At 71.1% G+C, this 23,188-nt stretch carries 17 protein-coding genes and 1 tRNA gene; 2 read left to right on the top strand and 16 right to left on the bottom strand.

The window, feature by feature from the left end; translation table 11 throughout:
• Window positions 1-81: 81 nt before the first annotated feature.
• Complete coding sequence (locus IF30_RS0104800) at window positions 82-1,146, top strand: ATP-binding protein (protein WP_030232381.1); 1,065 nt, start codon at window positions 82-84, stop codon at window positions 1,144-1,146.
• Window positions 1,143-2,933 carry a DUF2201 family putative metallopeptidase gene (locus tag IF30_RS0104795; protein WP_030232378.1) on the top strand — a complete coding sequence of 597 codons (1,791 nt, stop codon included), beginning with the start codon at window positions 1,143-1,145 and terminating at the stop codon, window positions 2,931-2,933. Before IF30_RS0104800 ends, IF30_RS0104795 begins: the two co-directional genes overlap by 4 nt.
• A gap of 128 nt (window positions 2,934-3,061) precedes the next feature.
• Here the strand turns inward: IF30_RS0104795 and IF30_RS0104790 are convergent, their stop codons facing one another.
• The 16 genes from IF30_RS0104790 to nusG form a co-directional block, all read right to left on the bottom strand.
• Window positions 3,062-3,763, bottom strand: a complete 702-nt coding sequence (locus IF30_RS0104790) for a hypothetical protein (RefSeq protein ID WP_199807821.1) — start codon at window positions 3,761-3,763, stop codon at window positions 3,062-3,064.
• 159 nt (window positions 3,764-3,922) lie between these two features.
• Entirely contained in the window at window positions 3,923-4,603 is a 681-nt protein-coding gene (locus IF30_RS0104785) for a response regulator (RefSeq protein WP_030232372.1), read from the bottom strand.
• Window positions 4,600-5,778, bottom strand: coding sequence for a sensor histidine kinase (locus IF30_RS0104780; RefSeq protein WP_051709234.1), 1,179 nt, complete (start codon window positions 5,776-5,778; stop codon window positions 4,600-4,602). The genes IF30_RS0104785 and IF30_RS0104780 overlap by 4 nt, the downstream gene beginning before the upstream one ends.
• 121 nt (window positions 5,779-5,899) lie before the next feature.
• On the bottom strand, window positions 5,900-6,574 hold the full coding sequence (locus IF30_RS0104775) for a DUF4097 family beta strand repeat-containing protein (RefSeq protein WP_030232367.1): 675 nt from the start codon (window positions 6,572-6,574) through the stop codon (window positions 5,900-5,902).
• Window positions 6,575-6,741: 167 nt separating this feature from the next.
• A tRNA-Met gene (locus tag IF30_RS0104770) sits at window positions 6,742-6,815 on the bottom strand.
• Window positions 6,816-7,100: 285 nt separating this feature from the next.
• The gene (locus IF30_RS0104765; RefSeq protein WP_030232364.1) at window positions 7,101-10,994 is read right to left on the bottom strand and encodes a DNA-directed RNA polymerase subunit beta'; all 3,894 of its coding nucleotides are present in this window, start codon (window positions 10,992-10,994) and stop codon (window positions 7,101-7,103) included.
• A gap of 100 nt (window positions 10,995-11,094) precedes the next feature.
• On the bottom strand, window positions 11,095-14,571 hold the full coding sequence (gene rpoB / locus IF30_RS0104760) for a DNA-directed RNA polymerase subunit beta (RefSeq protein WP_030232361.1): 3,477 nt from the start codon (window positions 14,569-14,571) through the stop codon (window positions 11,095-11,097).
• Window positions 14,572-15,271: 700 nt separating this feature from the next.
• Window positions 15,272-15,655 carry a 50S ribosomal protein L7/L12 gene (rplL, locus tag IF30_RS0104755; RefSeq protein WP_030232358.1) on the bottom strand — a complete coding sequence of 128 codons (384 nt, stop codon included), beginning with the start codon at window positions 15,653-15,655 and terminating at the stop codon, window positions 15,272-15,274.
• Between the two features lie 88 nt (window positions 15,656-15,743).
• Complete coding sequence (rplJ, locus tag IF30_RS0104750; RefSeq protein ID WP_030232356.1) at window positions 15,744-16,307, bottom strand: 50S ribosomal protein L10; 564 nt, start codon at window positions 16,305-16,307, stop codon at window positions 15,744-15,746.
• A 358-nt stretch (window positions 16,308-16,665) separates the two neighbouring features.
• The gene (locus IF30_RS0104745; RefSeq protein ID WP_030232353.1) at window positions 16,666-17,544 is read right to left on the bottom strand and encodes a hypothetical protein; all 879 of its coding nucleotides are present in this window, start codon (window positions 17,542-17,544) and stop codon (window positions 16,666-16,668) included.
• 225 nt (window positions 17,545-17,769) lie between these two features.
• Window positions 17,770-18,714 carry a hypothetical protein gene (locus IF30_RS0104740; protein ID WP_051709232.1) on the bottom strand — a complete coding sequence of 315 codons (945 nt, stop codon included), beginning with the start codon at window positions 18,712-18,714 and terminating at the stop codon, window positions 17,770-17,772.
• 97 nt (window positions 18,715-18,811) lie between these two features.
• Window positions 18,812-19,666 (bottom strand): hypothetical protein, encoded by an 855-nt coding sequence (locus tag IF30_RS0104735; protein ID WP_030232347.1) that lies wholly within the window; start codon window positions 19,664-19,666, stop codon window positions 18,812-18,814.
• A 124-nt stretch (window positions 19,667-19,790) separates the two neighbouring features.
• Complete coding sequence (locus tag IF30_RS0104730; protein WP_030232344.1) at window positions 19,791-20,573, bottom strand: hypothetical protein; 783 nt, start codon at window positions 20,571-20,573, stop codon at window positions 19,791-19,793.
• A 202-nt stretch (window positions 20,574-20,775) separates the two neighbouring features.
• Complete coding sequence (gene rplA, locus IF30_RS0104725) at window positions 20,776-21,498, bottom strand: 50S ribosomal protein L1 (RefSeq protein WP_030232341.1); 723 nt, start codon at window positions 21,496-21,498, stop codon at window positions 20,776-20,778.
• A gap of 76 nt (window positions 21,499-21,574) precedes the next feature.
• Window positions 21,575-22,009 carry a 50S ribosomal protein L11 gene (gene rplK, locus IF30_RS0104720; protein WP_030232334.1) on the bottom strand — a complete coding sequence of 145 codons (435 nt, stop codon included), beginning with the start codon at window positions 22,007-22,009 and terminating at the stop codon, window positions 21,575-21,577.
• A 165-nt stretch (window positions 22,010-22,174) separates the two neighbouring features.
• Complete coding sequence (nusG, locus tag IF30_RS0104715) at window positions 22,175-23,092, bottom strand: transcription termination/antitermination protein NusG (protein WP_030232331.1); 918 nt, start codon at window positions 23,090-23,092, stop codon at window positions 22,175-22,177.
• Window positions 23,093-23,188 lie beyond the last annotated feature (96 nt).

Below are 23,188 nucleotides of genomic sequence, written 5' to 3'. Positions count from 1 at the left end.
CGGCCACCGAAAATACGGGTGCGGCGCGTCAACCCGCGCCGCACACTGGGCCGGTCGTCAGCCGTACCGCGAAGGAGCCCCGTGCAGGGAGCAGTCAGCGTCTCGCCCGCCCAGATCCCCGAGTTGCTGCTCGGCCTGGCCACCGTACGCCCGGTGTTCCTCTGGGGCGCTCCGGGGATCGGAAAGTCCTCCCTGGTCAGGGCGTTCGCCGAATCGCTCGGCCTGGAGTGCGTGAGCCTGGTCGGCACCCAGCTCGCCCCGGAGGACCTGATCGGTGTCCCGCAGCTCACCCCGGAGGGCCGCTCCCGGTTCTGCCCGCCCGAGCAGATCGCCCGCGACGAGCCGTACTGCCTGTTCCTGGACGAGCTGAACGCGGCCTCGCCGGACGTCCAGAAGGCCTTCTACTCGCTGATCCTGGACCGTCGGATCGGCTCCTACGAGCTGCCGCCCGGCTCGATCGTGATCGGCGCCGGAAACCGCGCCACCGACGGCGCGCTCGCCCGCCCGATGGCGTCCGCGCTGGTCAACCGCATGGTGCACGTCCACCTGCGGGCCAGCGCCGGGGACTGGCTGCGGTGGGCGGCCGGGGCCGGGATCCACCCCTGGGTCGTCGACTACCTCACCGACCGGCCCGACCACCTGTGGTCCGCCCCGCCCAAGTCCGAGGAGCCGTTCTCCACCCCGCGCGCCTGGCACATGCTCTCCGACACGCTGCACTCCTTCGGCCCCACCCTGGACGACGAGACGCTCAAGGTGCTCGCGTACGGGCTGCTCACCCCGCAGCACGCGATCGCCTTCTGCGGCTACGCGAAGATCGTCCGCAACGCCTACGGCCTGGAGTCGATCCTCAAGGGCGACGCCCGCTGGCCGCACCGGCCGGAGGACCGCGACCTGCTCTACTACCTGGCCGACGCCTTCCGCGGCCGCCTGGTCAAGGAGCTGCCCGCCAGCAAGGAGCACGCCTCCGGGGCGCAGCGGCAGACCGCGTTCCGGGCCAAGTCGCTGCTGGTGCAGCTGGCCGAGATCTCGGTGGAGGTCGCCCAGACGGTGATCGCCGACGGCACGGACGGCATCCCGGTGCTGCCGTCCTGGTTCCTGATCGAGGCCGCCCGGGACATGCCCCGGCTGGTCGAGGCCCGCCGGTGAGGCCCGCGGCGGCGAAGAAGCCGGATCCGGGCGCCGAGGCCTTCACCGAGGGCGTCCGGCTGCTGCGCGGCAACCCGGCCTTCGGCGCCCTGCCCGCGGAGATCTGCCGCACCGAGGACTGCGCCCTTCCGCCGCCCGGCGACTGGGCGGTGGTCGACTCCGACGGCCGGGTGCACGTCGACCCGCGCCGCCGGGCCGATCCCGAGGAGTGGGCCTGGGTGCTGGCGCACACCCTGCTGCACCTCGGCTTCGGCCACGTCCCGGCCGCCCGCGGCACCCGGGTCCAGCCGGACGGGTTCGCGACCGCCGCCCGCTGCGCGGTCGTCAACCGCTTCCTGGCCACCTTCCCGGTCGGCCGTGCCCCGTTCGCCCTCCCGCAGGAGTACCCGGGCGGCGACGAGGAGGAACTGGCGGCCCGCTGGCGCCGCGACGGCCTGCCGCCGGCCGACGCGGCGGGTACGGCCGGCACCGCCGACCGCGACCAGCTGCTGGTCGAGTGGCGCAGCCGCACCCGCGCCCCCGAGGACTGGGAGACGGCCTTCGCCGCCGCACTCACCCGCGCCATGTCCGCCGCGATGGACCGGGCCGGCGGCCGGTACGACGAGCGGACCGGCGAGCGTCTGCCCGAACGGCCCTGGACCAGGGCGCTGAACTGGTTCGTCTCCTCGTACCCGCTGCTCGGCGGCATCGCGGCCGGCCTCACCGTGGTCGCCGACGCCGAACTCGCCCGCGCCCACGACATCGCGGTCGCCGCGGTCAACGCCGAGGCCGGCGAGATCTACGTCAACCCGCTGCGCCACCACTCCGACGAGGAGTGGCGCTTCATCCTCGGCCACGAGATGCTGCACGCCGCCCTGCGGCACGGCGAGCGCCGCGGCGGCCGCGACCCGTTCCTGTTCAACGTCGCCGCCGACTACGTCATCAACGGCTGGCTGCTGGAGATGGGCGTCGGCGAGATGCCCGAAGGACTGCTGCACGACCCGCAGTTGAAGGGCCTCTCGGCGGAGGAGGTGTACGACCGGATCGTCCGCGACCAGCGCCGGATCCGCCGCCTCGCCACCCTGGCCGGGAAGAACCGCCCGGACATCCTCGGCGAACCGCTCGACCGCGGCCCGCGCGACTACGTGGACCTCGACGACTTCTACCGGCGCGGCCTGCAGCAGGGCTTCGAACTGCACCGGCGCGAACGCGGGCTGCTCCCCGCCGGGTTGGTCGAGGAGATCCGAGCGCTCGCCCACCCGCCGCTGCCCTGGGACGCCCGACTGGCCCGCTGGTTCGACGAGTTCGTCCCGAGCCCGGAGCCGGTGCGCAGCTACTCCCGCCCCGCCCGTCGGCAGTCCGCCACCCCGGACATCCCCCGGGCCGGCCGCTACCGCCCCGAGGAGGAGGTGCCGCGCTGCACCTTCGGCGTCGTCCTGGACACCTCCGGCTCGATGGACCCGACGCTGCTGGGCAAGGCGCTCGGCGCGATCGCCTCGTACGCCGCCGCCCGGGACGTCCCGGCCGCCCGGGTGGTGCACTGCGACGCCGCCCCGCACGACGCCGGGTACCTGCCGGTCGAGGAGATCGCCGGGCGGGTCCGGGTGCGCGGGCGCGGCGGCACCGTCCTGCAGCCGGGCGTCGACCTGCTGGAGCGGGCCGAGGACTTCCCGCCCGGGGCGCCGGTCCTGGTCATCACCGACGGCTGGTGCGACGTGCTGCGGGTGCGCCGGGAGCACGCCTTCCTCATCCCCCGCGGGGCAGGGCTGCCGTTCACCCCGCGCGGGCCGGTCTTCCGGATGAGCTGAGCCGGACGGGTGCCCGCTGCTCCCCCTGCGGGAACGGGCCCGTCCGGCCGCTCGTCCGACGATCCGTCCGGCTGCGCGTCCGCTGCTCCGGCCGGCCGCTCGTCCGCCGCCCCGGCCGGCCGACTTCGTCAGGCCAGTACCGGGCGCGGCGCCGCGGCGCCGGGCCGGGCCAGCGGGCTCAGCGCCACCAGGAAGCAGGCGGCGGCGAGCGGGATCAGCGCCAGGTCGGCGGCCGAGGCGACCGTCCCGAGCAGCACCAGCGCCGGGCTCCACCAGCGCAGCGTCCGGGCCGGCCCCACCGCGGCCGCGACCAGCAGGGCGAGCAGGCCCACGTAGAACAGCAGCGGGCCGACCTGGTAGACCGCCGGCAGCACGCCCGGGACGTCCTGCACCCGGTCGAACAACCTCGCCTGCGCGGCCTTGTCCGCCGCCGCCAGGCCGACGACCAGGTCGATCCCTATCTGCACCAGGGAGGCCGCGAGCCCAGCGAAGGCCGTTCCCAGCGCCGCGCCCGCCGCGACCCGACCGGCCGTCGTGCCGCGCGGGGCGAGCAGCCGGCGCAGGGCGAGGAAGAGCGGCGCGAACAGCAGCAGTCCGGCGAACATCGCGGTGTGGCCGACCGTCCAGCCGAGGCCGGGCTCCCGGGAGCCCGGCACCAGCCGGATGCCGCCGTAGAGGGCCATCAGCGCGGGGGCGCCGACGACGGCGTACGCGGTGAGGCGGGTGTTGCTGCGGGTGGTGAGGCGGGTGGTGCTGCGACCGGCGCTGCGAGTGGCGCTGGGGACGGTGCTGGGGACGGTGCTGGCGGTGGTGTTGCGAGTGGCGTCCATCTGCGGGCTCCTGCGGTTTCCGTGGTCCGTTTGCGACACCGCCGATGCTGCCCGCCGGAGCCCTCGTCGCGGATCGCCCGTACCGGCGAACCGGCCGTCTCCCCCGCAGGGGTGAGCCCGGGTGAGGACCCGGCTGAAGACCCCTCCCGGCCCGGTCCGTCAGCCTTCCCCCGCCACCACCGCCCCGGCCTCGTACGCGAACACCACCGCGTGCACCCGGTCGCGCAGCCCGAGCTTGCTCAGCACATTGCTGACGTGCGTCTTCACGGTGTGTTCGCTGACCACCAGCTCCGCCGCGATCTCCGCGTTGGACAGCCCGCGCGCGATCAGCCGCAGGGTCTCCTGCTCGCGCCCGGTCAGCTGCTCCAGCAGCCTGGACGGCGGCCGCACGGCCCGCTCCGGCGCTCCGGGCCGCCGGGCGGCGAACTCGCCGATCAGCCGCCTGGTCACCGAGGGCGCGAGCAGCGCCTCCCCCGAGGCGACCATCCGCACCCCGTGTGCCAAGTCGTCCCGCCGGACGTCCTTGAGCAGGAATCCGCTCGCCCCGGCGTACAGCGCGTCGAAGACGTAGTCGTCGACGTCGAAGGTGGTCAGCATGATCACCTTGGTGGACGGGAACTCGGCGCACACCCGGCGGGCCGCCTCCAGGCCGTCCATCACCGGCATCCGGACGTCCAGCAGCAGCACGTCCGGGCCGTGCACTCGCACCGCCTCGACCGCCTCGGCGCCGTCGGCCGCCTCGGCCACCACCTCGATGTCGGGCTGCGCGTCCAGGATCATCCCGAACCCGGCCCGCACCAGCTCCTGGTCGTCCGCGACGACCACCCGGATCGGCGTCATCCGCCCTCCCTCTCCACCGTCGCGCCCGCCGCCAGCGGCAGCCGTGCGCTCACCACGAATCCCCTGCCCGCGGGGCCCGGACCGGCCTCGGCCCGCCCGCCGCAGGCCGCCGCCCGCTCCCGTACGCCCACCAGACCGCGTCCGCCGGACCAGCCGCCCACGGACCGGCCGGCCCTCGTGCGCCCGGCCACCGTACGGTCGGCCGTCGGCGGCACCCCGCGCCCGTTGTCGGAGACGACGACCTCCAGCACCTCCCCCGCGCGCCGCACCCGGACCACGGCCCGGTCGGCCCCGGAGTGCTTGACGGTGTTGGTCAGCGCCTCCTGCACGATCCGGTACGCCGCCGCCTCCAGGTCGGCGGGCAGCGCGTCCGTCTCCTCCGGGAGTTCGAGTTCCACCCGCAGGCCCGCCCCGCGCACCCGCTCGGCCATGTCGGCGACTTCGGCCAGCCGGGGCTGCGGCGCCAGCTGCCGGCCCGCGTCCGGGTCCTTCAACACCCCGAGCACGCGCCGCAGTTGGACCATCGCATCCCGGCCCGCGTCGGCGATGGTGTCGAACGTGCGGATCGCCCGGTCCGGATCGCTCCGCACCACCACCGGCCCGGCTTCGGCCTGGATCACCATCAGCGAGACGGCGTGCGCCAGGATGTCGTGCATCTCCCGGGCGATCCGGGCTCGCTCCTCGGCGACCGCCCGCGCCGCGTCGCTGGCCGCCCGCTCCCCGGCCTCCCGGGCCCGCTCCGCCTGGATCCGGGCCAGCTGCCGCTGGGCGCGCACCAACGAGCCGAACACGAAGGTGCCGACGGAGGTGACCAGGCTGAACAGCGCACCGTTCGGCGAGTGGGTGCCGACGACGTTGCCGACCACCACGACCGCCAGCACGCTCCACCGCGCCCGCTCCGAGGCCCGCTCCGCCACCGTGTACAGGGCGACCACCCCGGACAGCGGCACCTGGGGGTTCGCCGAATGGGCCACGATCGAGATCACCAGCGACGGCGCCGTCGCCAGCGCCAGCACCGTCAGCGGCCTCAGGCGCCGCCAGGGCAGCGGCAGCGCGGTCGCCGCGGCGAGCAGGTACACCCACCACGGCCGGGGCGTCCCGTCCTGGTACACCGACCACAGCGCGACCCCGGCCGCCGTCGCCGCCATGGCCGAGTCCAGCAGGTACGGACTCACGCCCCCCGGCCGGCCGGGCCCGCCCGACGCGCGTTCCACCCCGCTACCTCCCCCGTTGCCGGGGGCACCGCCCCGGTGGAGGAGATCATGCCCTACCGGCAGTTCCTCCGGTACGGCCCGGTCAGGCACCGGTGACCGTCACGCCACCGGTCACCGCCCGCGCGGTGATGCTGCGCGGCGCCTGCGGCTGCGACGGGACGTTCACGTCCACGCCGCCGACCGACGCCTGCGCGTCCACCGCGTACGCCTCCCCGTCGGGCACCTTCAGCCACACCCCGCCGTTCGTGGTGGTGGCCTCCACCTTCGACGGCGCGCCGGAGAACTCGGCCCGCACCCCGCCGTTCACCGCGGTGAGCTTCACCTGCGGCGAGGTCAGCCCGTGGGCCTCGACCCCGCCGTTCTGCACCTCGGCCTCCGCCTCGGCGGCCAGTCCGGTCAGCTTGATGCCGCCGTTGCCCTGCTTCACCCGCACCCTGGTCCGGGCCGGCACCTGCACGGTGTACCCGATGCCGCACCGGTCGCACTCGTACGTCAGCCGGAGCACGCCGCCGTTGACCTCGTGCGTGCTCTTCGGGGCGTCCCCCCGGTAGTTCTGGTTCTCGACCACGTGCACGGTGTCGCCGCCGCCGGTGACCACCACGCCGCCGTTCTTCCCCTCGACCACCAGCTCGGTCACCGGCTCGGTCACGCCGTAGCCGACCGTCCGGTGCTCCTGGTCGTCCCCGATCGGCAGACAACCGGACATCCCGACCAGCACCCCCGCCGTGATCGCCACCGCACCCAGTACCCGCTTCATCCCGGCCCCCTTCGCAAGCCCAGCCATCCGACACGGGAAGCCTCCCGCGGCGGCGCCGCCCCACACCTCCCTCCCGGGAGCGGTTCCCACCGCTCCCCCGCACGGGGGAGGCACCGGGGAACGCCGAAGGGCCCGGAGACTGGAAGCCTCCGGGCCCTTCGAACGAGTAGCGGGGACAGGATTTGAACCTGCGACCTCTGGGTTATGAGCCCAGCGAGCTACCGAGCTGCTCCACCCCGCGTCGGTGAACACGAGCTTACGCGATACCGGCCGAATGACCTAACCGGTTTCCGATCCGGGCTCCCGGCGGCCCCGACCGGGCCCCTGGCCGGGCGGCCGGCCACGCGCCCACCAAGCCCCTGGCAGATCCCCACAGGCCCCCAGCGCGCCCCCACGGGCCCCCACAGGCCACCGGCCAGGCCCGGCGCGCCCGGGAACGCCGCAGGGCGGCCACCCCGTGAAGGGTGACCGCCCTGCGATCGGTGACCTATGCCACTCCCGCCCGCAAGCGGGCGAGGAGGGGGACTCAGCCGGTGTACGGGCCGTAGTCGTAGTCGTCCAGCGGGACCGCCTGGCCGGAGCCGGCGCCGAAGGGCGACAGGTCGTAGTCGTCGTAGCCGACGGCCGAGTACATCGCGGCCTTGGCCTCCTCGGTCGGCTCGACCCGGATGTTGCGGTAACGGGGCAGACCCGTACCGGCCGGGATGAGCTTACCCAGGATGACGTTCTCCTTGAGGCCCAGCAGCGGGTCCGACTTGGCGTGGATCGCCGCGTCGGTGAGCACCCGGGTCGTCTCCTGGAAGGAGGCGGCCGACAGCCAGGACTCGGTGGCCAGCGAGGCCTTGGTGATACCCATCAGCTGCGGACGGCCGGAGGCGGGGTGACCGCCCTCGGAGACCACGCGACGGTTCTCGGTCTCGAAGCGGCCGCGCTCGACGAGCTCGCCCGGGAGCAGCTCGGCGTCGCCCGACTCGATGATCGTCACGCGGCGGAGCATCTGCCGGATGATGATCTCGATGTGCTTGTCGTGGATCGACACGCCCTGCGAGTTGTAGACCTTCTGGACCTCGGCGACCAGGTGGATCTGGACGGCACGCTGGCCCATGATCCGCAGCACGTCGTGCGGGTTGGTGGCGCCCATGGTCAGCTTCTGGCCGACCTCGACCGCCTCGCCCTCGCTGACGAGCAGCTTCACGCGCTTCGAGACCGGGTAGGCGATCTCGTCGCTGCCGTCGTCCGGCGTGACGACCAGCTTGCGGGTCTTCTCGGTGTCCTCGATGCGGACGCGGCCCTGCGCCTCCGAGATCGGGGCCACACCCTTGGGGGTACGGGCCTCGAAGAGCTCGACGACACGCGGCAGACCCTGGGTGATGTCGTCACCGGCCACACCACCGGTGTGGAAGGTACGCATGGTCAGCTGGGTACCGGGCTCACCGATGGACTGGGCGGCGATGATGCCGACCGCCTCACCGATGTCGACCAGCTTGCCGGTGGCCAGCGAGCGCCCGTAGCACATGGCACAGGTGCCGACGGCCGACTCACAGGTCAGGATCGAGCGGGTCTTGACCTCGCTGATGCCGTGGCGGATCAGCTCGTTGATCAGCACGTCACCGAGGTCGGTGTTCGCGGTGGCCAGCAGCTTGCCGTCGACGGTGATGTCCTCGGCGAGCATGCGGGCGTAGACGCTGGTCTCGACGTCGTCCGTCTTGCGCAGCACGCCGTCGGCGCCCACGGAGCCGATCGCCAGCTTCAGGCCGCGCTCGGTGCCGCAGTCCTCCTCGCGAATGATGACGTCCTGGGAGACGTCGACCAGTCGACGGGTGAGGTAGCCGGAGTCGGCGGTGCGCAGCGCGGTGTCGGCCAGACCCTTACGGGCACCGTGGGTCGAGATGAAGTACTCGAGAACGGTGAGGCCCTCACGGAACGACGCCTTGATGGGACGGGGGATCGTCTCGTTCTTGGCGTTGGACACCAGACCACGCATACCGGCGATCTGGCGCATCTGCATCATGTTTCCACGAGCACCCGAGTCGACCATCATGAAGATGGGGTTGGTCTTCGGGAAGTTCGCGTTCATGGCCTCGGCGACCTCGTTGGTCGCCTGGGTCCAGATGCCGATGAGCTCCTGCTTGCGCTCGTCGTTGGTGATCAGGCCGCGCTCGTACTGACGCTGGACCTTCTCCGCCTTCGCCTCGTAGCCCTCGAGGATCTGGGGCTTGCTCGGCGGGACGACGACGTCGGAGATCGAGACGGTGACACCCGAGCGGGTCGACCAGTGGAAGCCGGCCGCCTTCAGGTTGTCCAGGGTCGCCGCGACGACGACCTTGGGGTAGCGCTCCGCCAGGTCGTTGACGATCGCGGAGAGCTGCTTCTTGCCCACCTCGTAGTCGACGAACGGGTAGTCCTCGGGCAGCAGCTCGTTGAAGAGCGCGCGGCCCAGGGTGGTGGTCAGGCGGAACGGCTCGCCCTCGAACCAGGTCGGCTGGCCGTCCTCGTCCACCGGGGCGGTCCAGCCGCGCGGCGGGACGGTGCCGGCCTGCAGGCGCAGCTCGATCGGGGCCTGGACGTCCAGCTCGCGGGCGTCGAAGGCCATGATCGCCTCGGCGGTCGACGAGAAGGTGCGGCCGGCGCCCTTCACGTTCTCGCGGTCCGAGGTGAGGAAGAACAGACCGAGCACCATGTCCTGGGTCGGCATGGTGACGGGGCGACCGTCGGCCGGCTTCAGGATGTTGTTCGAGGACAGCATCAGGATGCGGGCCTCGGCCTGCGCCTCCGCGGAGAGCGGCAGGTGGACGGCCATCTGGTCACCGTCGAAGTCCGCGTTGAACGCGGTGCAGACGAGCGGGTGGATCTGGATGGCCTTGCCCTCGACCAGCTGCGGCTCGAAGGCCTGGATGCCGAGGCGGTGCAGGGTGGGCGCACGGTTCAGCAGGACGGGGTGCTCGGCGATGACCTCTTCGAGGACGTCCCACACGACCGGGCGGGCCCGCTCGACCATGCGCTTGGCCGACTTGATGTTCTGCGCGTGGTTCAGGTCGACCAGGCGCTTCATCACGAACGGCTTGAAGAGCTCCAGCGCCATGGCCTTCGGCAGACCGCACTGGTGCAGCTTGAGCTGCGGGCCGACGACGATGACCGAACGGGCCGAGTAGTCGACTCGCTTGCCGAGCAGGTTCTGGCGGAAACGACCCTGCTTGCCCTTCAGCATGTCGCTGAGGGACTTCAGCGGGCGGTTGCCCGGGCCGGTGACCGGACGGCCGCGTCGGCCGTTGTCGAACAGCGCGTCGACGGCCTCCTGGAGCATGCGCTTCTCGTTGTTCACGATGATCTCGGGGGCACCGAGGTCGAGCAGGCGCTTCAGGCGGTTGTTGCGGTTGATGACGCGGCGGTACAGGTCGTTCAGGTCGGAGGTCGCGAAGCGGCCACCGTCCAGCTGCACCATCGGACGCAGGTCCGGCGGGATGACCGGGACGCAGTCCAGCACCATGCCGTTGGGCTTGTTGGTGGTCTGCAGGAACGCGGAGACGACCTTGAGGCGCTTGAGCGCCCGGGTCTTCTTCTGGCCCTTGCCGGTGCGGATGATCTCGCGCAGGCGCTCGGACTCCTCCGCCAGGTCGAAGGTCTCCAGGCGGTCCTTGAGGGCCGCGGCGCCCATCGAGCCGGAGAAGTAGGTGCCGAAGCGGTCGCGCAGCTCGCGGTAGAGCAGCTCGTCGCCCTCCAGGTCCTGGACCTTGAGGTTCTTGAAGCGGGCCCACACCTCGTCGAGGCGGTCGAGCTCGCGCTGCGCGCGGTCGCGCAGCTGCTTCATCTCGCGCTCGGCACCCTCGCGCACCTTGCGGCGCACGTCGGCCTTGGCGCCCTCGGCCTCCAGCTCGGCCAGGTCGGTCTCGGCCTTCTTGGCGCGGGCTTCCAGGTCGGAGTCGCGGCGGTTCTCGATCTGCTGGCGCTCGACCGAGACGTGCGCCTCCAGGGACGGCAGGTCGCGCTGGCGGCGCTCGTCGTCGACCCAGGTGATCATGTAGGCGGCGAAGTAGATGACCTTCTCGAGGTCCTTCGGCGCCAGGTCCAGCAGGTAGCCCAGGCGGGACGGGACACCCTTGAAGTACCAGATGTGGGTGACCGGGGCGGCCAGCTCGATGTGGCCCATCCGCTCGCGGCGCACCTTGGCGCGGGTCACCTCGACGCCGCAGCGCTCGCAGATGATGCCCTTGAAGCGGACGCGCTTGTACTTACCGCAGTAGCACTCCCAGTCCCGGGTCGGGCCGAAGATCTTCTCGCAGAAGAGGCCGTCCTTTTCGGGCTTCAGGGTGCGGTAGTTGATGGTCTCCGGCTTCTTGACCTCGCCGTGCGACCACTGGCGGATGTCGTCGGCGGTGGCCAGGCCGATGCGGAGCTCGTCGAAGAAGTTGACGTCAAGCACTGGTCGTCAAGCCCTCTTTCGTAAGTCGAGAGTCGTTCATGTGGTCTGAGGGGGGCCTGGGGGCGGGGCCGGCTGCCGCGGGCAGCCGGCCCGACCTCCGTCAGACCTCTTCGACGCTGCTGGGCTCGCGCCGGGACAGGTCGATGCCGAGCTCCTCGGCCGCGCGGAACACGTCCTCGTCGGAGTCCCGCATCTCGATGGACTGGCCGTCCGAGGACAGCACCTCCACGTTGAGGCAGAGCGACTGCATTTCCTTGATGAGAACCTTGAAGGACTCGGGAATGCCGGGCTCGGGGATGTTCTCGCCCTTGACGATGGCCTCGTAGACCTTCACACGGCCGAGGACGTCGTCGGACTTGATGGTGAGCAGCTCCTGCAGTGCGTAGGCCGCGCCGTACGCCTCGAGGGCCCACACCTCCATCTCACCGAAGCGCTGACCACCGAACTGCGCCTTACCACCGAGCGGCTGCTGGGTGATCATCGAGTACGGACCGGTCGAACGGGCGTGCAGCTTGTCGTCGACCAGGTGGTGCAGCTTGAGGATGTACATGTAGCCGACCGAGACCGGCATCGGGAACGGCTCGCCGGAGCGGCCGTCGAACAGCCGGGCCTTGCCGGTGGAGTTCACCAGGCGCTCACCGTCACGGGTGAGGGTGGTGTTGTCCAGCAGGCCGGTGATCTCGTCCTCGCGGGCGCCGTCGAAGACCGGGGTGGCGAGGTTGGTGCCGCCCTGGACGGTGTCGGCGCCGATCGCCTGGAGGCGCTGGGCCCACTCGTCGGCGAGGCCGGAGACGTCCCAGCCCTGCTTGGCGAGCCACCCGAGGTGGATCTCCAGGACCTGTCCCGGGTTCATTCGGGACGGGACGCCCAGCGGGTTGAGGATGATGTCGACCGGGGTGCCGTCCTCCAGGAACGGCATGTCCTCGACCGGCAGGATCTTCGAGATGACGCCCTTGTTGCCGTGGCGGCCGGCGAGCTTGTCACCGTTGGTGATCTTGCGCTTCTGGGCGACGTAGACGCGGACCAGCTGGTTCACGCCCGGGGGAAGCTCGTCCCCCTCCTCGCGGTCGAAGACGCGGACGCCGATGACCTTGCCGGACTCGCCGTGCGGCACCTTCAGCGAGGTGTCGCGGACCTCACGGGCCTTCTCGCCGAAGATCGCGCGGAGCAGGCGCTCCTCCGGGGTCAGCTCGGTCTCACCCTTCGGGGTGACCTTGCCGACCAGGATGTCGCCGGTGACGACGTCGGCGCCGATGCGGATGATGCCGCGCTCGTCGAGGTCGGCGAGGACCTCCTCGGAGACGTTCGGGATGTCCCGGGTGATCTCCTCGGGGCCGAGCTTGGTGTCACGGGCGTCGACCTCGTGCTCCTCGATGTGGATCGAGGAGAGGACGTCGTCCTGCACGAGGCGCTGCGACAGGATGATCGCGTCCTCGTAGTTGTGACCCTCCCACGACATGAACGCCACGAGCAGGTTCTTGCCGAGGGCCATCTCGCCCTCGTCGGTGCACGGGCCGTCGGCCAGCACCTGGTTGACCTCGACCCGGGCGCCCTCGTCCACGAGCACCTTCTGGTTGAAGGCGGTGCCCTGGTTGGAGCGGGTGAACTTGGCGGCGCGGTACGTGGTGTACGTGCCGTCGTCGTTGGCCACGGTGACGTAGTCGGCCGAGACCTCCTGGACGACACCGGCCTTCTCGGCGGTGATGACGTCCGCGGCGTCGACGGCGCAGCGGTACTCCATGCCGGTGCCGACCAGCGGAGCCTCGCTCTTCAGCAGCGGCACCGCCTGGCGCATCATGTTGGAGCCCATGAGCGCGCGGTTGGCGTCGTCGTGCTCGAGGAACGGGATCATGGCGGTCGCGACCGACACCATCTGGCGCGGCGAGACGTCCATGTAGTCGATCTCGCTGCCGGGGATGTAGTCGATCTCGCCACCACGGCGGCGGACCAGGACGCGCGGCTCGGCGAAGTGCAGGTCCGCGGTCAGCGGCGCGTTCGCCTGGGCGATGACGTAGCGGTCCTCCTCGTCGGCGGTGAGGTAGTCCACCTGCTCGGTGACGACACCGTCGACGACCTTGCGGTACGGGGTCTCGATGAAGCCGAAGGCGTTGACCCGGCCGTACGAGGCCAGCGACCCGATCAGACCGATGTTCGGGCCTTCCGGGGTCTCGATCGGACACATGCGGCCGTAGTGCGAGGGGTGCACGTCACGGACCTCGAAGCCGGCGCGCTCACGGGAGAGACCGCCGGGGCCGAGCGCGGACAGACGACGCTTGTGGGTCAGGCCCGACAGCGGGTTCGTCTGGTCCATGAACTGCGACAGCTGGCTGGTGCCGAAGAACTCCTTGATGGAGGCGACGACCGGCCGGATGTTGATCAGGGTCTGCGGCGTGATCGCCTCGACGTCCTGGGTGGTCATGCGCTCGCGCACGACCCGCTCCATGCGGGCGAGACCCGTACGGACCTGGTTCTGGATGAGCTCGCCCACGTTGCGCAGACGGCGGTTGCCGAAGTGGTCGATGTCGTCGACCTCGACCACGATGTCGCGGCCCGTCCCGTCCTGCCACTCGGTCTCGCCGGCGTGCAGCTTCACCAGGTACTTGATCGCACCGATGATGTCGGGCTCGGTGAGCACGCCGGAGTCGAGCGACTCGGCGTTGCCCAGCTTGCGGTTGACCTTGTACCGGCCGACCTTGGCGAGGTCGTAGCGCTTCGGGTTGAAGTACAGGTTCTCCAGAAGCGTCTGCGCGGCCTCGCGCGTCGGCGGCTCGCCCGGACGCAGCTTGCGGTAGATGTCCAGGAGCGCGTCGTCCTGGCCCTGGGTGTGGTCCTTCTCCAGGGTGTTGCGCATCGACTCGTACTCGCCGAACTCTTCGAGAATCATCTCGTTGGTCCAGCCGAGCGCCTTGAGCAGCACGGTGACGGACTGCTTGCGCTTGCGGTCGATGCGGACGCCGACCATGTCGCGCTTGTCGATCTCCATCTCCAGCCAGGCACCACGCGAGGGGATGACCTTGCAGGAGTAGATGTCCTTGTCGGACACCTTGTCCAGGGTGGAGTCGAAGTACACACCCGGGGAGCGGACCAGCTGCGACACGACGACACGCTCGGTGCCGTTGATCACGAACGTGCCCTTGTGGGTCATGAGCGGGAAATCGCCCATGAAGACCGTCTGAGACTTGATCTCACCGGTCTCGTTGTTGGTGAACTCGGCCGTGACGAAGAGCGGGGCCGCGTACGTGAAGTCACGGTCCTTGCACTCGTCAATCGAGTTCTTCGGCGGCTCGAAACGGTGGTCGCGGAAGGTCAGGGACATCGACCCGCTGAAGTCCTCGATCGGCGAGATCTCCTCGAAGATCTCCTCCAGACCGGACTTGGTGGGGACGTCCAGACCGTTCTCCAACGCCGCCTCGACCCGGGACTTCCAGGCCGCATTGCCGAGCAGCCAGTCAAAGCTCTCGGTCTGCAGGGCCAGGAGGTTGGGGACCTCGAGGGGCTCCTTGATCTTCGCGAAGGAGACGCGGAGCGGGGCGGTGGATGCGGCGGAATTGTTCGAGGCGTTGCGCGGCGCGGCCAAGAGGGGGGTCCTTCCGAGGGCTCGGAGCTCACTACGCGCGTACCAGCCGGGCCTGCTTGGGCTTGGTCCCGCCTCCCTCGCCACTGGCCTCCGCCGGGGTCGGAACCCCAGGTCAGAGCCGCTTTGCGGAGGCGATGCCAGACCCCTTCAGGGCAAACGCAAACTCCGGGCGACGAGTCACGGAGCAGCTAACAGGCAGCGCAAAGGGACAGTGTAGCCAAAGGCCACACTGCTGTCCAGCTCTGATTCGGAGACCGAATCGGAGACTCCTCCCGGTAGCCGGTGAGCGCGGACGCCCACCGGGTACTGCTCTAACTCACGTGGAGTCATTTCCCGCCCGGGCCGCTGGTTATGCATCCAGCAGCGAACCAACCGGGCGGACTCGCGCCTTGAGAATCGCGCGCCGCGCCTGGTTCGTCAAGGGCCCGCCGACGGCGCGGACCTCGACCCGTCTATCGCCCCGAACCCCTCCGGCGTTACAGAAGCCGTGGTGGGGGCCGTGCCGACGACGGTGATCACCATACCTCCCGGCACCGACGGTGCCGAGTGGGCCGTCGGCCACACCGGTGGACCCCGCCGACCCGAACGGGGCAACGGCGCCAAGGCACCGCCCGGGCGCCCCGGGAACGCGAAAAAGCCGGGCCGACCACCCGCAAGGGTGATCGGCCCGGCTGTACGCCCCCTCAGAGGGGGCGCGTGATCACTTGACGGTGACCTTGGCGCCGGCACCCTCGAGGGCGGCCTTGGCCTTCTCGGCAACGTCCTTGGCAACCTTCTCCAGGACCTTGGCACCAGCGGTGTCAACGAGGTCCTTGGCCTCCTTCAGGCCGAGGGAGGTCAGGGTGCGCACCTCCTTGATGACCTGGATCTTCTTGTCGCCGGCACCGTCGAGGATGACGTCGAACTCGTCCTGCTCCTCGACGGCCTCAGCGGCGGCACCGGGGGCACCCGGGGCGGCGACGGCGACCGGCGCGGCGGCGGTGACGTCGAACTTCTCCTCGAAGGCCTTCACGAAGGCGGCGAGCTCGATGAGGGTGAGCTCCTCGAACTGCGCGAGCAGCTCGTCCTGGGTCAGCTTCGCCATGATGGCGTCCTTCCACTAAATCGGCAGGTGGTGCCGTATGTACGGGTTTGGCGGGCGCGGGCCCGCAGCGAGGCGTGAGCCTGCCGAACTACTCGGCGGCAGCGTCCTCGGCGGCGGGAGCCGGCGTACCGGCACCGCCCTGCTCGACCTTGTCGCGCAGCGCGTCCACAGTGCGGACGAGCTTCGACGGCAGGGCCTGGAAGAGCGCGGCAGCCTGGGACTGCTTGGCCTTCAGGGCACCCGCCAGCTTGGCGAGCAGCACCTCGCGGGACTCGAGGTCCGCGAGCTTCTTGATCTCATCGGCGGACAGCGCCTTACCGTCAAGGACACCGCCCTTGATGATGAGAGCGGGGTTCTCCTTGGCGAAGTCACGCAGAGCCTTCGCCGACTCCACCGGGTCACCGGTGACGAAGGCGACAGCCGTCGGACCACTGAAGAGGTCGTCGAGCTCCGTGATCCCGACCTCATTGGCCGCGATCTTGGTCAGCGTGTTCTTCACCACGGCGTACTCGGCGTTGTCGCCGAGCGAGCGACGCAGGGTCTTGACCTGCTTCACCGAGAGACCGCGGTACTCGGTCAGCAGCGCCGCGGAGGAGCCACGGAACTTGTCCGTGATCTCGGCAACGGCAGCAGCCTTGTCGGGCCTGGCCATAGGCTTACGCCTCCTTCCGTGATGTCGAAGTCCGGCCGACCACGAAAGTCGACCAATGTCGCCGCGGACCGGATGGAGGGAAGGAAAGCTCCTGCGAAAACGCAACGAGCCCCGGTGCGCAGGCGCACGGGGCTCGGAACGACCTCGACGGGCTTCCGCGCGGACGCGGACCCGGAAGTCGAAGCTCCAGACACACCTGCGCGGGCTGCCTGCGACGAAGCGCAGATCCTTCGGCCGCCGACTCCCTGACGGGGCACGGCGACAACCAGCGGTCTTTGGCTTCCGCCACAGTAGCCGGAGCGGTTCACCAGGTGCAAATCGCCCTCGGACGGAGCAACGCCGGCCGGTGCGCCGGGGCTCAGCGGGCCAGCGGGGAGACCGTCCGGACGCCGGTGTCCACGGTGTCCGTCTCGGGCGGCGCCTGCGCCGAGAGCAGCGCCCCGGCGAGGTCGGTGTAGAGCACCGAGTCGTCCGCCCGGCCGCTGTCCCCGTTGCCGGTGCGCTGGAGCCGGACCAGTTGGTCCTTGTCGTTGAGCCAGAGGTCCAGGGTGAGCGAGATCGAGCCGCCGGGTGCGAGCGCGGCCCGCAGTCCGTCCCGGCGGGCCTGGGTGAGCTGCGTCTGGGCGGCCGCGTACTTCTCGGCGGTGGTGGTGACCCGGTAGTGCTCGACGGTCGCGTCCTCGTACTTCTCCTCGGCGACGAACTGGGCGTCCGTCCCGTCGGCGGTGGCGGCGGCCAGCGCCTCGACCGGGTTCAGCAGGTCGATCAGCGCCGCGTACGGGACCTCCCGGTGGCCGTCCGGGGCCGGCGGGACGGTGAAGCGCTCCCAGTGCCGGCCGCCCTGGCGGGCCGCGGTGGCGGCGTCCCCGCCCTGGTAGGCGACGGTGTCGACGACGATCAGCTGTTCGGCCTCGGCCGGGGTGGAGCGCTTGATCTGCAGCGCCGTCTTGGGCTGCCAGAACAGCGGACCGGATCCGGCGTCCGTGCCGAGCCGGTAGGCGACCTTCGCCCGGCGGGCGGTCTGCATGGCCAGCTCGGCGGAGAGCAGCACGCCGTGCGGGGACCGGTCGGTCGGCTTGGCCGGCCCGGTCGGGAAGGCACTGGTGGCCGGGGCGCTGGACGGGGTCGGGCTGCCGGACGGCACGCCGGGCGGGTCGTCCGCACCGCCGCACCCGCCGAGCCCGCCCGCCAGCAGGACGACGACGGCCGCTGCCGCCCACCGCTGCCGTCCCGCCACGTCCGTTCCCTCCCTCACCTGCCCGCGCCCGTCGGCAGGCCCTCGTCCGGCCACCATGCCACCCGTCACCGGCCCGCCCGGTGGCGGCCCCCGCGTCGGGTCGTGCCGGACCGGCCGGTTCCACCGGTCGGCCGAGCCGGGGAGCCGGGAATCGGGAGCCGGGAGCGGGGAGCGGGGAGCGGGGAGCGGGGAGCCGGGCGGGCCGGCTCCCCGCTCCCGCGAGGGTCAGCCGTTGGCGCCCTGGTCGAGCTTCGCCAGCTCGGACAGCTCCACCGTGTCGGACGGGTCCGGCGCCGTCGTGGTGACCGGGGTGCCGTAGTCCGAGTAACTGACGGTGGCCTTCAGCGCACCGGCCTTGGTGTCCGCCTGCTCGATCCGCTTGACCACCAGCTTGTCGTCGTCGACCCAGACGTCGATCGTCTCGCTGGTGATGCCGGCCGCGCTCAGGTTCGCCTTGACCTGGTCCAGCTGGTCCTGGGTGAGGCCGGTGCCGGTGGCCCCGGCCATGTCGTCCCCGCTGAGCTCACCGCTGTAGTGCGTGGTGGCCTTGCCGTTGACGGTCTCCTGGCCGACCTCGGTGACCTTGCCGCCGGCGATCAGCGTCCGCACGCCCTGCACCGGGTCCGCGCTCTTGAGCTGGTCACTCGAACCGCCGGACGCCTTGGCCATGTCGGACGTGCTGTAGTGCAGCCAGTGCCGGCCGCCGAAGGTGTCGACAGCGTCACCGCCCAGGCGCATGAACATCGCGTCCTTGGTGTAGCGGTACGGCACGGTCGAGCCGCCGGTGACCGGCGCGAGGACCGTGGCCAGCGGGGACCCGGAGAGGTCCATGACGATCTCGCCCTGGAGGCCGTCGGCCCAGGAGATCGCGCCCTTGCCCTTCATGGTGACCTGGCCCATCGCGATCACCTCGTCGACCTTCGCCGACTTCGCGGCGGCGGTCTTCTGGGTGACCTGCTCGAGGAAGACCGCCGGGGTCAGCTTGACGGGCTTCGCGCCGGTCGACGGGGCGTCGGCGGCGGCCGGGGGCGCGGAGGTCGGCGCGGCTGCGCCGGTCGGCGCGGCCGGGGCGGCGTTCTTGCCACTGTCACCGTTGTCGTTGCAGGCGGTCGCGGTCAGCGCCAGGGCGGCGAGGACGACGGCGACGGCGGTCTTGCGGGTTCCAGCCATGATTCCCCCCTTGAGGACCCCCGGGCGCGAGATGCGCCCGGGGTGGTAGCCGGTCGGTGCGGTGGAGCGCCAGGGGCTCCGGTCGGGCCCGGCCGGATCAGCCGAGCAGCTTGAGGAGGTCGGCCTCGCTGCCGAGGTCGGCGGCGGCGGGCGCCGCGATCGCGGCGGCCTTGCCGAGGTCGGAGTACTTGACCGTGGCGGCGTCCTTCGCGCCGTTCGAGTCCCCGTACTCCTGGTACTGGACGAGCTCCTGCTTGCCGTTCAGCCAGAAGTCGAAGGTGAGCGTCTTGCCGTCCTCCTCCAGCGTCTTCTGGACGGCCTGGCGCTGGTCCGCCGGGAGCGCCGACATCCCGGCCACCAGGACGGAGGTCTCCTCGACCGCCTGGAAGTGGGTGGTCTGGACGCCGCCCAGGCTCTCCTGGCCGACCTTCGACAGCTTGCCGCTCTGGGCCGCGACGGTCAGCACCACGACCGGGTTCAGCATCTGGCCCACGGTCCGGAAGCCGTTGCCGGTTTCGTTGGAGGCGGGCAGCTTGACCCAGTGCTTGCCGCCGAGGGCCGCGGCCGCGGTGTCGTCGCCGCCGAAGTAGGCGTCCGCTCCGACCAGCCGGATCTTGAGCTTCTTGCCCCCGATGTCGCCGACGAGGTCCGCCGACACCTTGGCCGGGTCCTTCCAGTCGGCGCTCCCGGTGCCGCCGCCCTTGGCGTCGTCCGGGCTGATCATGTCGACCTTGCCGTTCCCGGCCTTCTGCATGACCAGCGCGGCCGCGCTCAGGGCAGCCTTCGGGTCTGCGGTCAGCGCCGCCGCGATCGGGTCGGCCCCCTTGGCGTCGCCGGCCTTGGTGTCGCCGCCCTTGGCGTCGTTGCCGCCCTTGCTGTTGCCGCAGGCGGTGACCGCTCCCAGCAGGACGGCCGCCGTGGCGACGGCCGAGGCGAGGCGCACAGCGCGCATGAAGGTACCCCCGTGAGATGCGATCCGATCCTGGGAAGAGCCGATTTTCGGTTCTTCCCGGGCATTGCCCAGCCGGACTCTAACGGATCGCCGGTGGCCTCACGCACCGGATATCCCGCTCCGGTCAGCCGCCTGCGGCAGGCGTCGCGTCGTCCGTCCCGGAAGAGGGGACATCCGTTGTGGTCACCGTGGTTCCGGCAGTCCCCCGGGCCGTCTCCCGCAGCCTCAACAACCGCTCCCCGGGCCCGACCCAGACGTCGAAGCCGATCGCCGTCACCCCGCGCTGCCGGTACCACTCGACCGTCGCGGACCGCCGCTGCGGGGTCAACTCCTGGTCGGAGCCGAAGAATTCGTCCGCCGTCGCGAAGCCCTGGTAGTGCGCGACGGTCATCCCGGCCAGCTGCTCGCCGCCGAGCGAGCCGAGTTTGACGGTCTGTGCGATCGCGTAGGCCCGGCTGCCGGGGTCGGTCACCAGTGCGGTCATCCAGCCTCCCGCGTAGCCGTCCGGGGCGGGGGCCGCCGCCGGGTCGATCGACTCGGCGGTCGCGCGGTCGGCGTGCTTGACCGCGCCGTCCTGGTACGTGAGGTCGATCGCGCCGTCCTTCATGGCCAGGTTCGCGGGGCCCGCCTCGTCGGCGACGGTCAGCGCGGCCCCGTCGGAGGGCCCCCAGACCAGCGTGCCGCTCGCGGTGCGCCGGCCCGCCGGGCCCTCCTGGACGACCTCGATCCGGGCACCGCCGGCGTCGTCCAGTGCCTGCGCGGCCTTCAGCACCACCTGCTTGGGCGGTACGGGCGCGGGGTTGCCGGGGGTGCGGGCGTCCGGGGCTGCCAGCAGGCTGCAGCCGGTGGCGGTGCCGATCAGCACCAGGGCCGCCGCCAGGGCGGCGGAGCGGGAGGCGGGCGGCACGGCACACTCCGGCGGTCACGGGTTCTACACATGATCTGACCGGCAGAGCGTACGACGTCCAGGGCAACCGTTCCCATCCGTCCAGGTCCCGATCCGGCAACCGTTCGGTCTCCCGCCCGGCCCCCGGGAACGACGACGGGCCCGCACCCCCCGGTGAAGGGGGTGCGGGCCCGTCGTACGGACTGCTCTAGAGCACTGGGGCTCAGACCGCGGCCGGGTCCTCCTCGACGAGGAGGTTGCGGGTGCGGTTCGGGTCCACCTGGATGCCGGGGCCCATGGTGGTCGACACGGCGGTCTTCTTGATGTAGCGGCCCTTGGCGGCGGACGGCTTGGCGCGGAGCACCTCGTCCAGCGCGGCGGCGTAGTTCTCGACCAGCTGCTCGTCGGTGAAGGAGACCTTACCGATGATGAAGTGCAGGTTCGAGTGCTTGTCGACGCGGAACTCGATCTTGCCGCCCTTGATGTCGTTGACAGCCTTGGCGACGTCCGGGGTCACGGTGCCGGTCTTCGGGTTCGGCATCAGACCACGGGGGCCGAGGACGCGGCCGAGGCGGCCGACCTTGCCCATGAGGTCCGGGGTGGCGACGACGGCGTCGAAGTCCAGACGGCCCTTCGCGACCTCGTCGATCAGCTCGTCGGAGCCGACGATGTCGGCGCCCGCAGCACGCGCGGCCTCGGCACGGTCACCGGTCGCGAAGACCAGGACCCGAGCGGTCTTACCGGTGCCGTGCGGGAGGATCACGGTGCTGCGGACCATCTGGTCGGCCTTGCGCGGGTCGACACCCAGACGCATGGCGACCTCGACGGTGCCGTCGAACTTGGTGGTGCTGGTCGCCTTGGCGAGGCGGACGGCCTCGAGGGGGGCGTAAAGGCGCTCGCGGTCGACCTGAGCGTCCGCGGCCTTCAGAGCCTTGCTGCGCTTCACTGCTGCTCCTGAATGGTGATTGGAGTTGTGGTGTCACGGGCCTGCGCAGGCCCTACCACAGGGACGAGAAGGGTGATCAGCCCTCGACCGTGATGCCCATCGACCGGGCGGTGCCGGCGATGATCTTCTCCGCGGCGTCCAGGTCGTTGGCGTTCAGGTCGGGCATCTTCGTGGTGGCGATGTCGCGGACCTGGGCGCTGGTGAGCTTCGCGACCTTGGTCTTGTGCGGCTCGCTGGAGCCCTTCTCGATGCCGGCGGCCTTCAGGATGAGGCGCGCGGCCGGCGGCGTCTTCGTGATGAAGGTGAAGGAACGGTCCTCGTAGACCGTGATCTCCACCGGCACGATCATGCCGCGCTGCGACTCGGTCGCAGCGTTGTAGGCCTTGCAGAACTCCATGATGTTGACGCCGTGCTGGCCCAGCGCGGGGCCGACCGGCGGCGCCGGGTTGGCCGCACCGGCGTTGATCTGGAGCTTGATAAGCCCCGTGACCTTCTTCTTCTTGGGAGGCATGTCTCTCCGGGTCCTTCCGAGAGGTGATTGCTGGTGCGTGCGGAACCGGGGCGACACCCGGCCGCCGACACACACATCGAACCAGGCTAACGCGTTCGCGCCCCTGGACCAAAACGGATCCGGGGCGGGGCGCCAGGCCCCGCCCCGGATCCGAAGACCGTGTGGCTAGTTCTTCTGGATCTGGTCGAAGGAGAGCTCGACCGGGGTCTCCCGGCCGAAGATCTCGACCAGGCCCTTGACCTTCTTCGAGTCGGGGTTGATCTCGTTGATGGTCGCCTGCAGGGTCGCGAACGGGCCGTCGGTGACGGTGACCGAGTCGCCGACCTCGAAGTCCAGCACCTGGATCTCGCTCGGCTTGACCGGCGAGGGCTTGCCGGCCTCCTTGGCCGCCTGGCGCTCGACGTCCGGGGCGAGCATCTTGACGACCTCGTCCAGCGTCAGCGGGTACGGGTCGTAGGCGTTGCCGACGAAGCCGGTGACACCCGGGGTGTTGCGCACGACGCCCCAGGACTCCGGGGTGAGGTCCATGCGCACCAGGACGTAGCCGGGGAGCTTGTTCTGGCGGATGGTCTTGCGGTCGCCGTTCTTGATCTGGACGACCTCCTCCTGCGGCACCTCGGCCTGGAAGATGTACTCCTCGACGTTCAGCGAGACGGCACGCTGCTCCAGGTTCTGCTTCACCCGGTTCTCGTAGCCGGCGTAGGTGTGGATCACGTACCACTCGCCCGGCATGAAGCGCAGGTCCTCGCGGAACTTGGCGACCGGGTCGACCTCGGCGGCGGGCTCCTCGGCCTCAGCCCCGTCCTCGGCCTCGTCCTCGGCGGCGGCCTCCTCGGCCTCCTCCGTCCCGGCCTCCTCGGCGGCGGCCTCGACGTCGCCCTCCACGTGCAGCGCGGCCTCCTCGGCGGGCTCGCCGACCTCGGCCTCGTCGTACGCCTCGACCTCGTCCTCGTCGCTGTCCGCGGCGTCGACGATCTGCTCGGCGGACTCGGCGTCGTCAGCCAGCTCGGCCGCGTCCAGCTCGGCGGCGACATCCGCCTCGCGGACGGCCTCGTCGGCGTCGTACAGGGGGGACTCAGACACGGTGGCTGCTTCTTTCCTGGAGATGGTGAAGGTGGCGCGCTCCGGAACCGGCCCCGGCGCGCTGCCGCTGACGCGGGCGCCTGGAGAGGTCTCGGA

The sequence above is a fragment of the Streptomyces sp. NRRL S-350 genome (genome assembly GCF_000719705.1).
GTDB lineage: Bacteria > Actinomycetota > Actinomycetes > Streptomycetales > Streptomycetaceae > Kitasatospora.
The sequence above is the reverse complement of the archived record's forward strand: the minus strand, read 5'-3'. Positions and strand labels throughout refer to the sequence as shown.

Bases quoted from the DNA above. Each gene is read 5' to 3' on its own strand.
- IF30_RS0104790 (WP_199807821.1), bottom strand. From the start codon at position 3,763: ATGGACGCCACTCGCAACACCACCGCCAGCACCGTCCCCAGCACCGTC.
- IF30_RS0104785 (WP_030232372.1), bottom strand. From the start codon at position 4,603: ATGACGCCGATCCGGGTGGTCGTCGCGGACGACCAGGAGCTGGTGCGG.
- IF30_RS0104775 (WP_030232367.1), bottom strand. From the start codon at position 6,574: ATGAAGCGGGTACTGGGTGCGGTGGCGATCACGGCGGGGGTGCTGGTC.
- rplL (WP_030232358.1), bottom strand. From the start codon at position 15,655: ATGGCGAAGCTGACCCAGGACGAGCTGCTCGCGCAGTTCGAGGAGCTC.
- rplJ (WP_030232356.1), bottom strand. From the start codon at position 16,307: ATGGCCAGGCCCGACAAGGCTGCTGCCGTTGCCGAGATCACGGACAAG.
- IF30_RS0104740 (WP_051709232.1), bottom strand. From the start codon at position 18,714: ATGGCTGGAACCCGCAAGACCGCCGTCGCCGTCGTCCTCGCCGCCCTG.
- IF30_RS0104735 (WP_030232347.1), bottom strand. From the start codon at position 19,666: ATGCGCGCTGTGCGCCTCGCCTCGGCCGTCGCCACGGCGGCCGTCCTG.
- rplK (WP_030232334.1), bottom strand. From the start codon at position 22,009: ATGCCTCCCAAGAAGAAGAAGGTCACGGGGCTTATCAAGCTCCAGATC.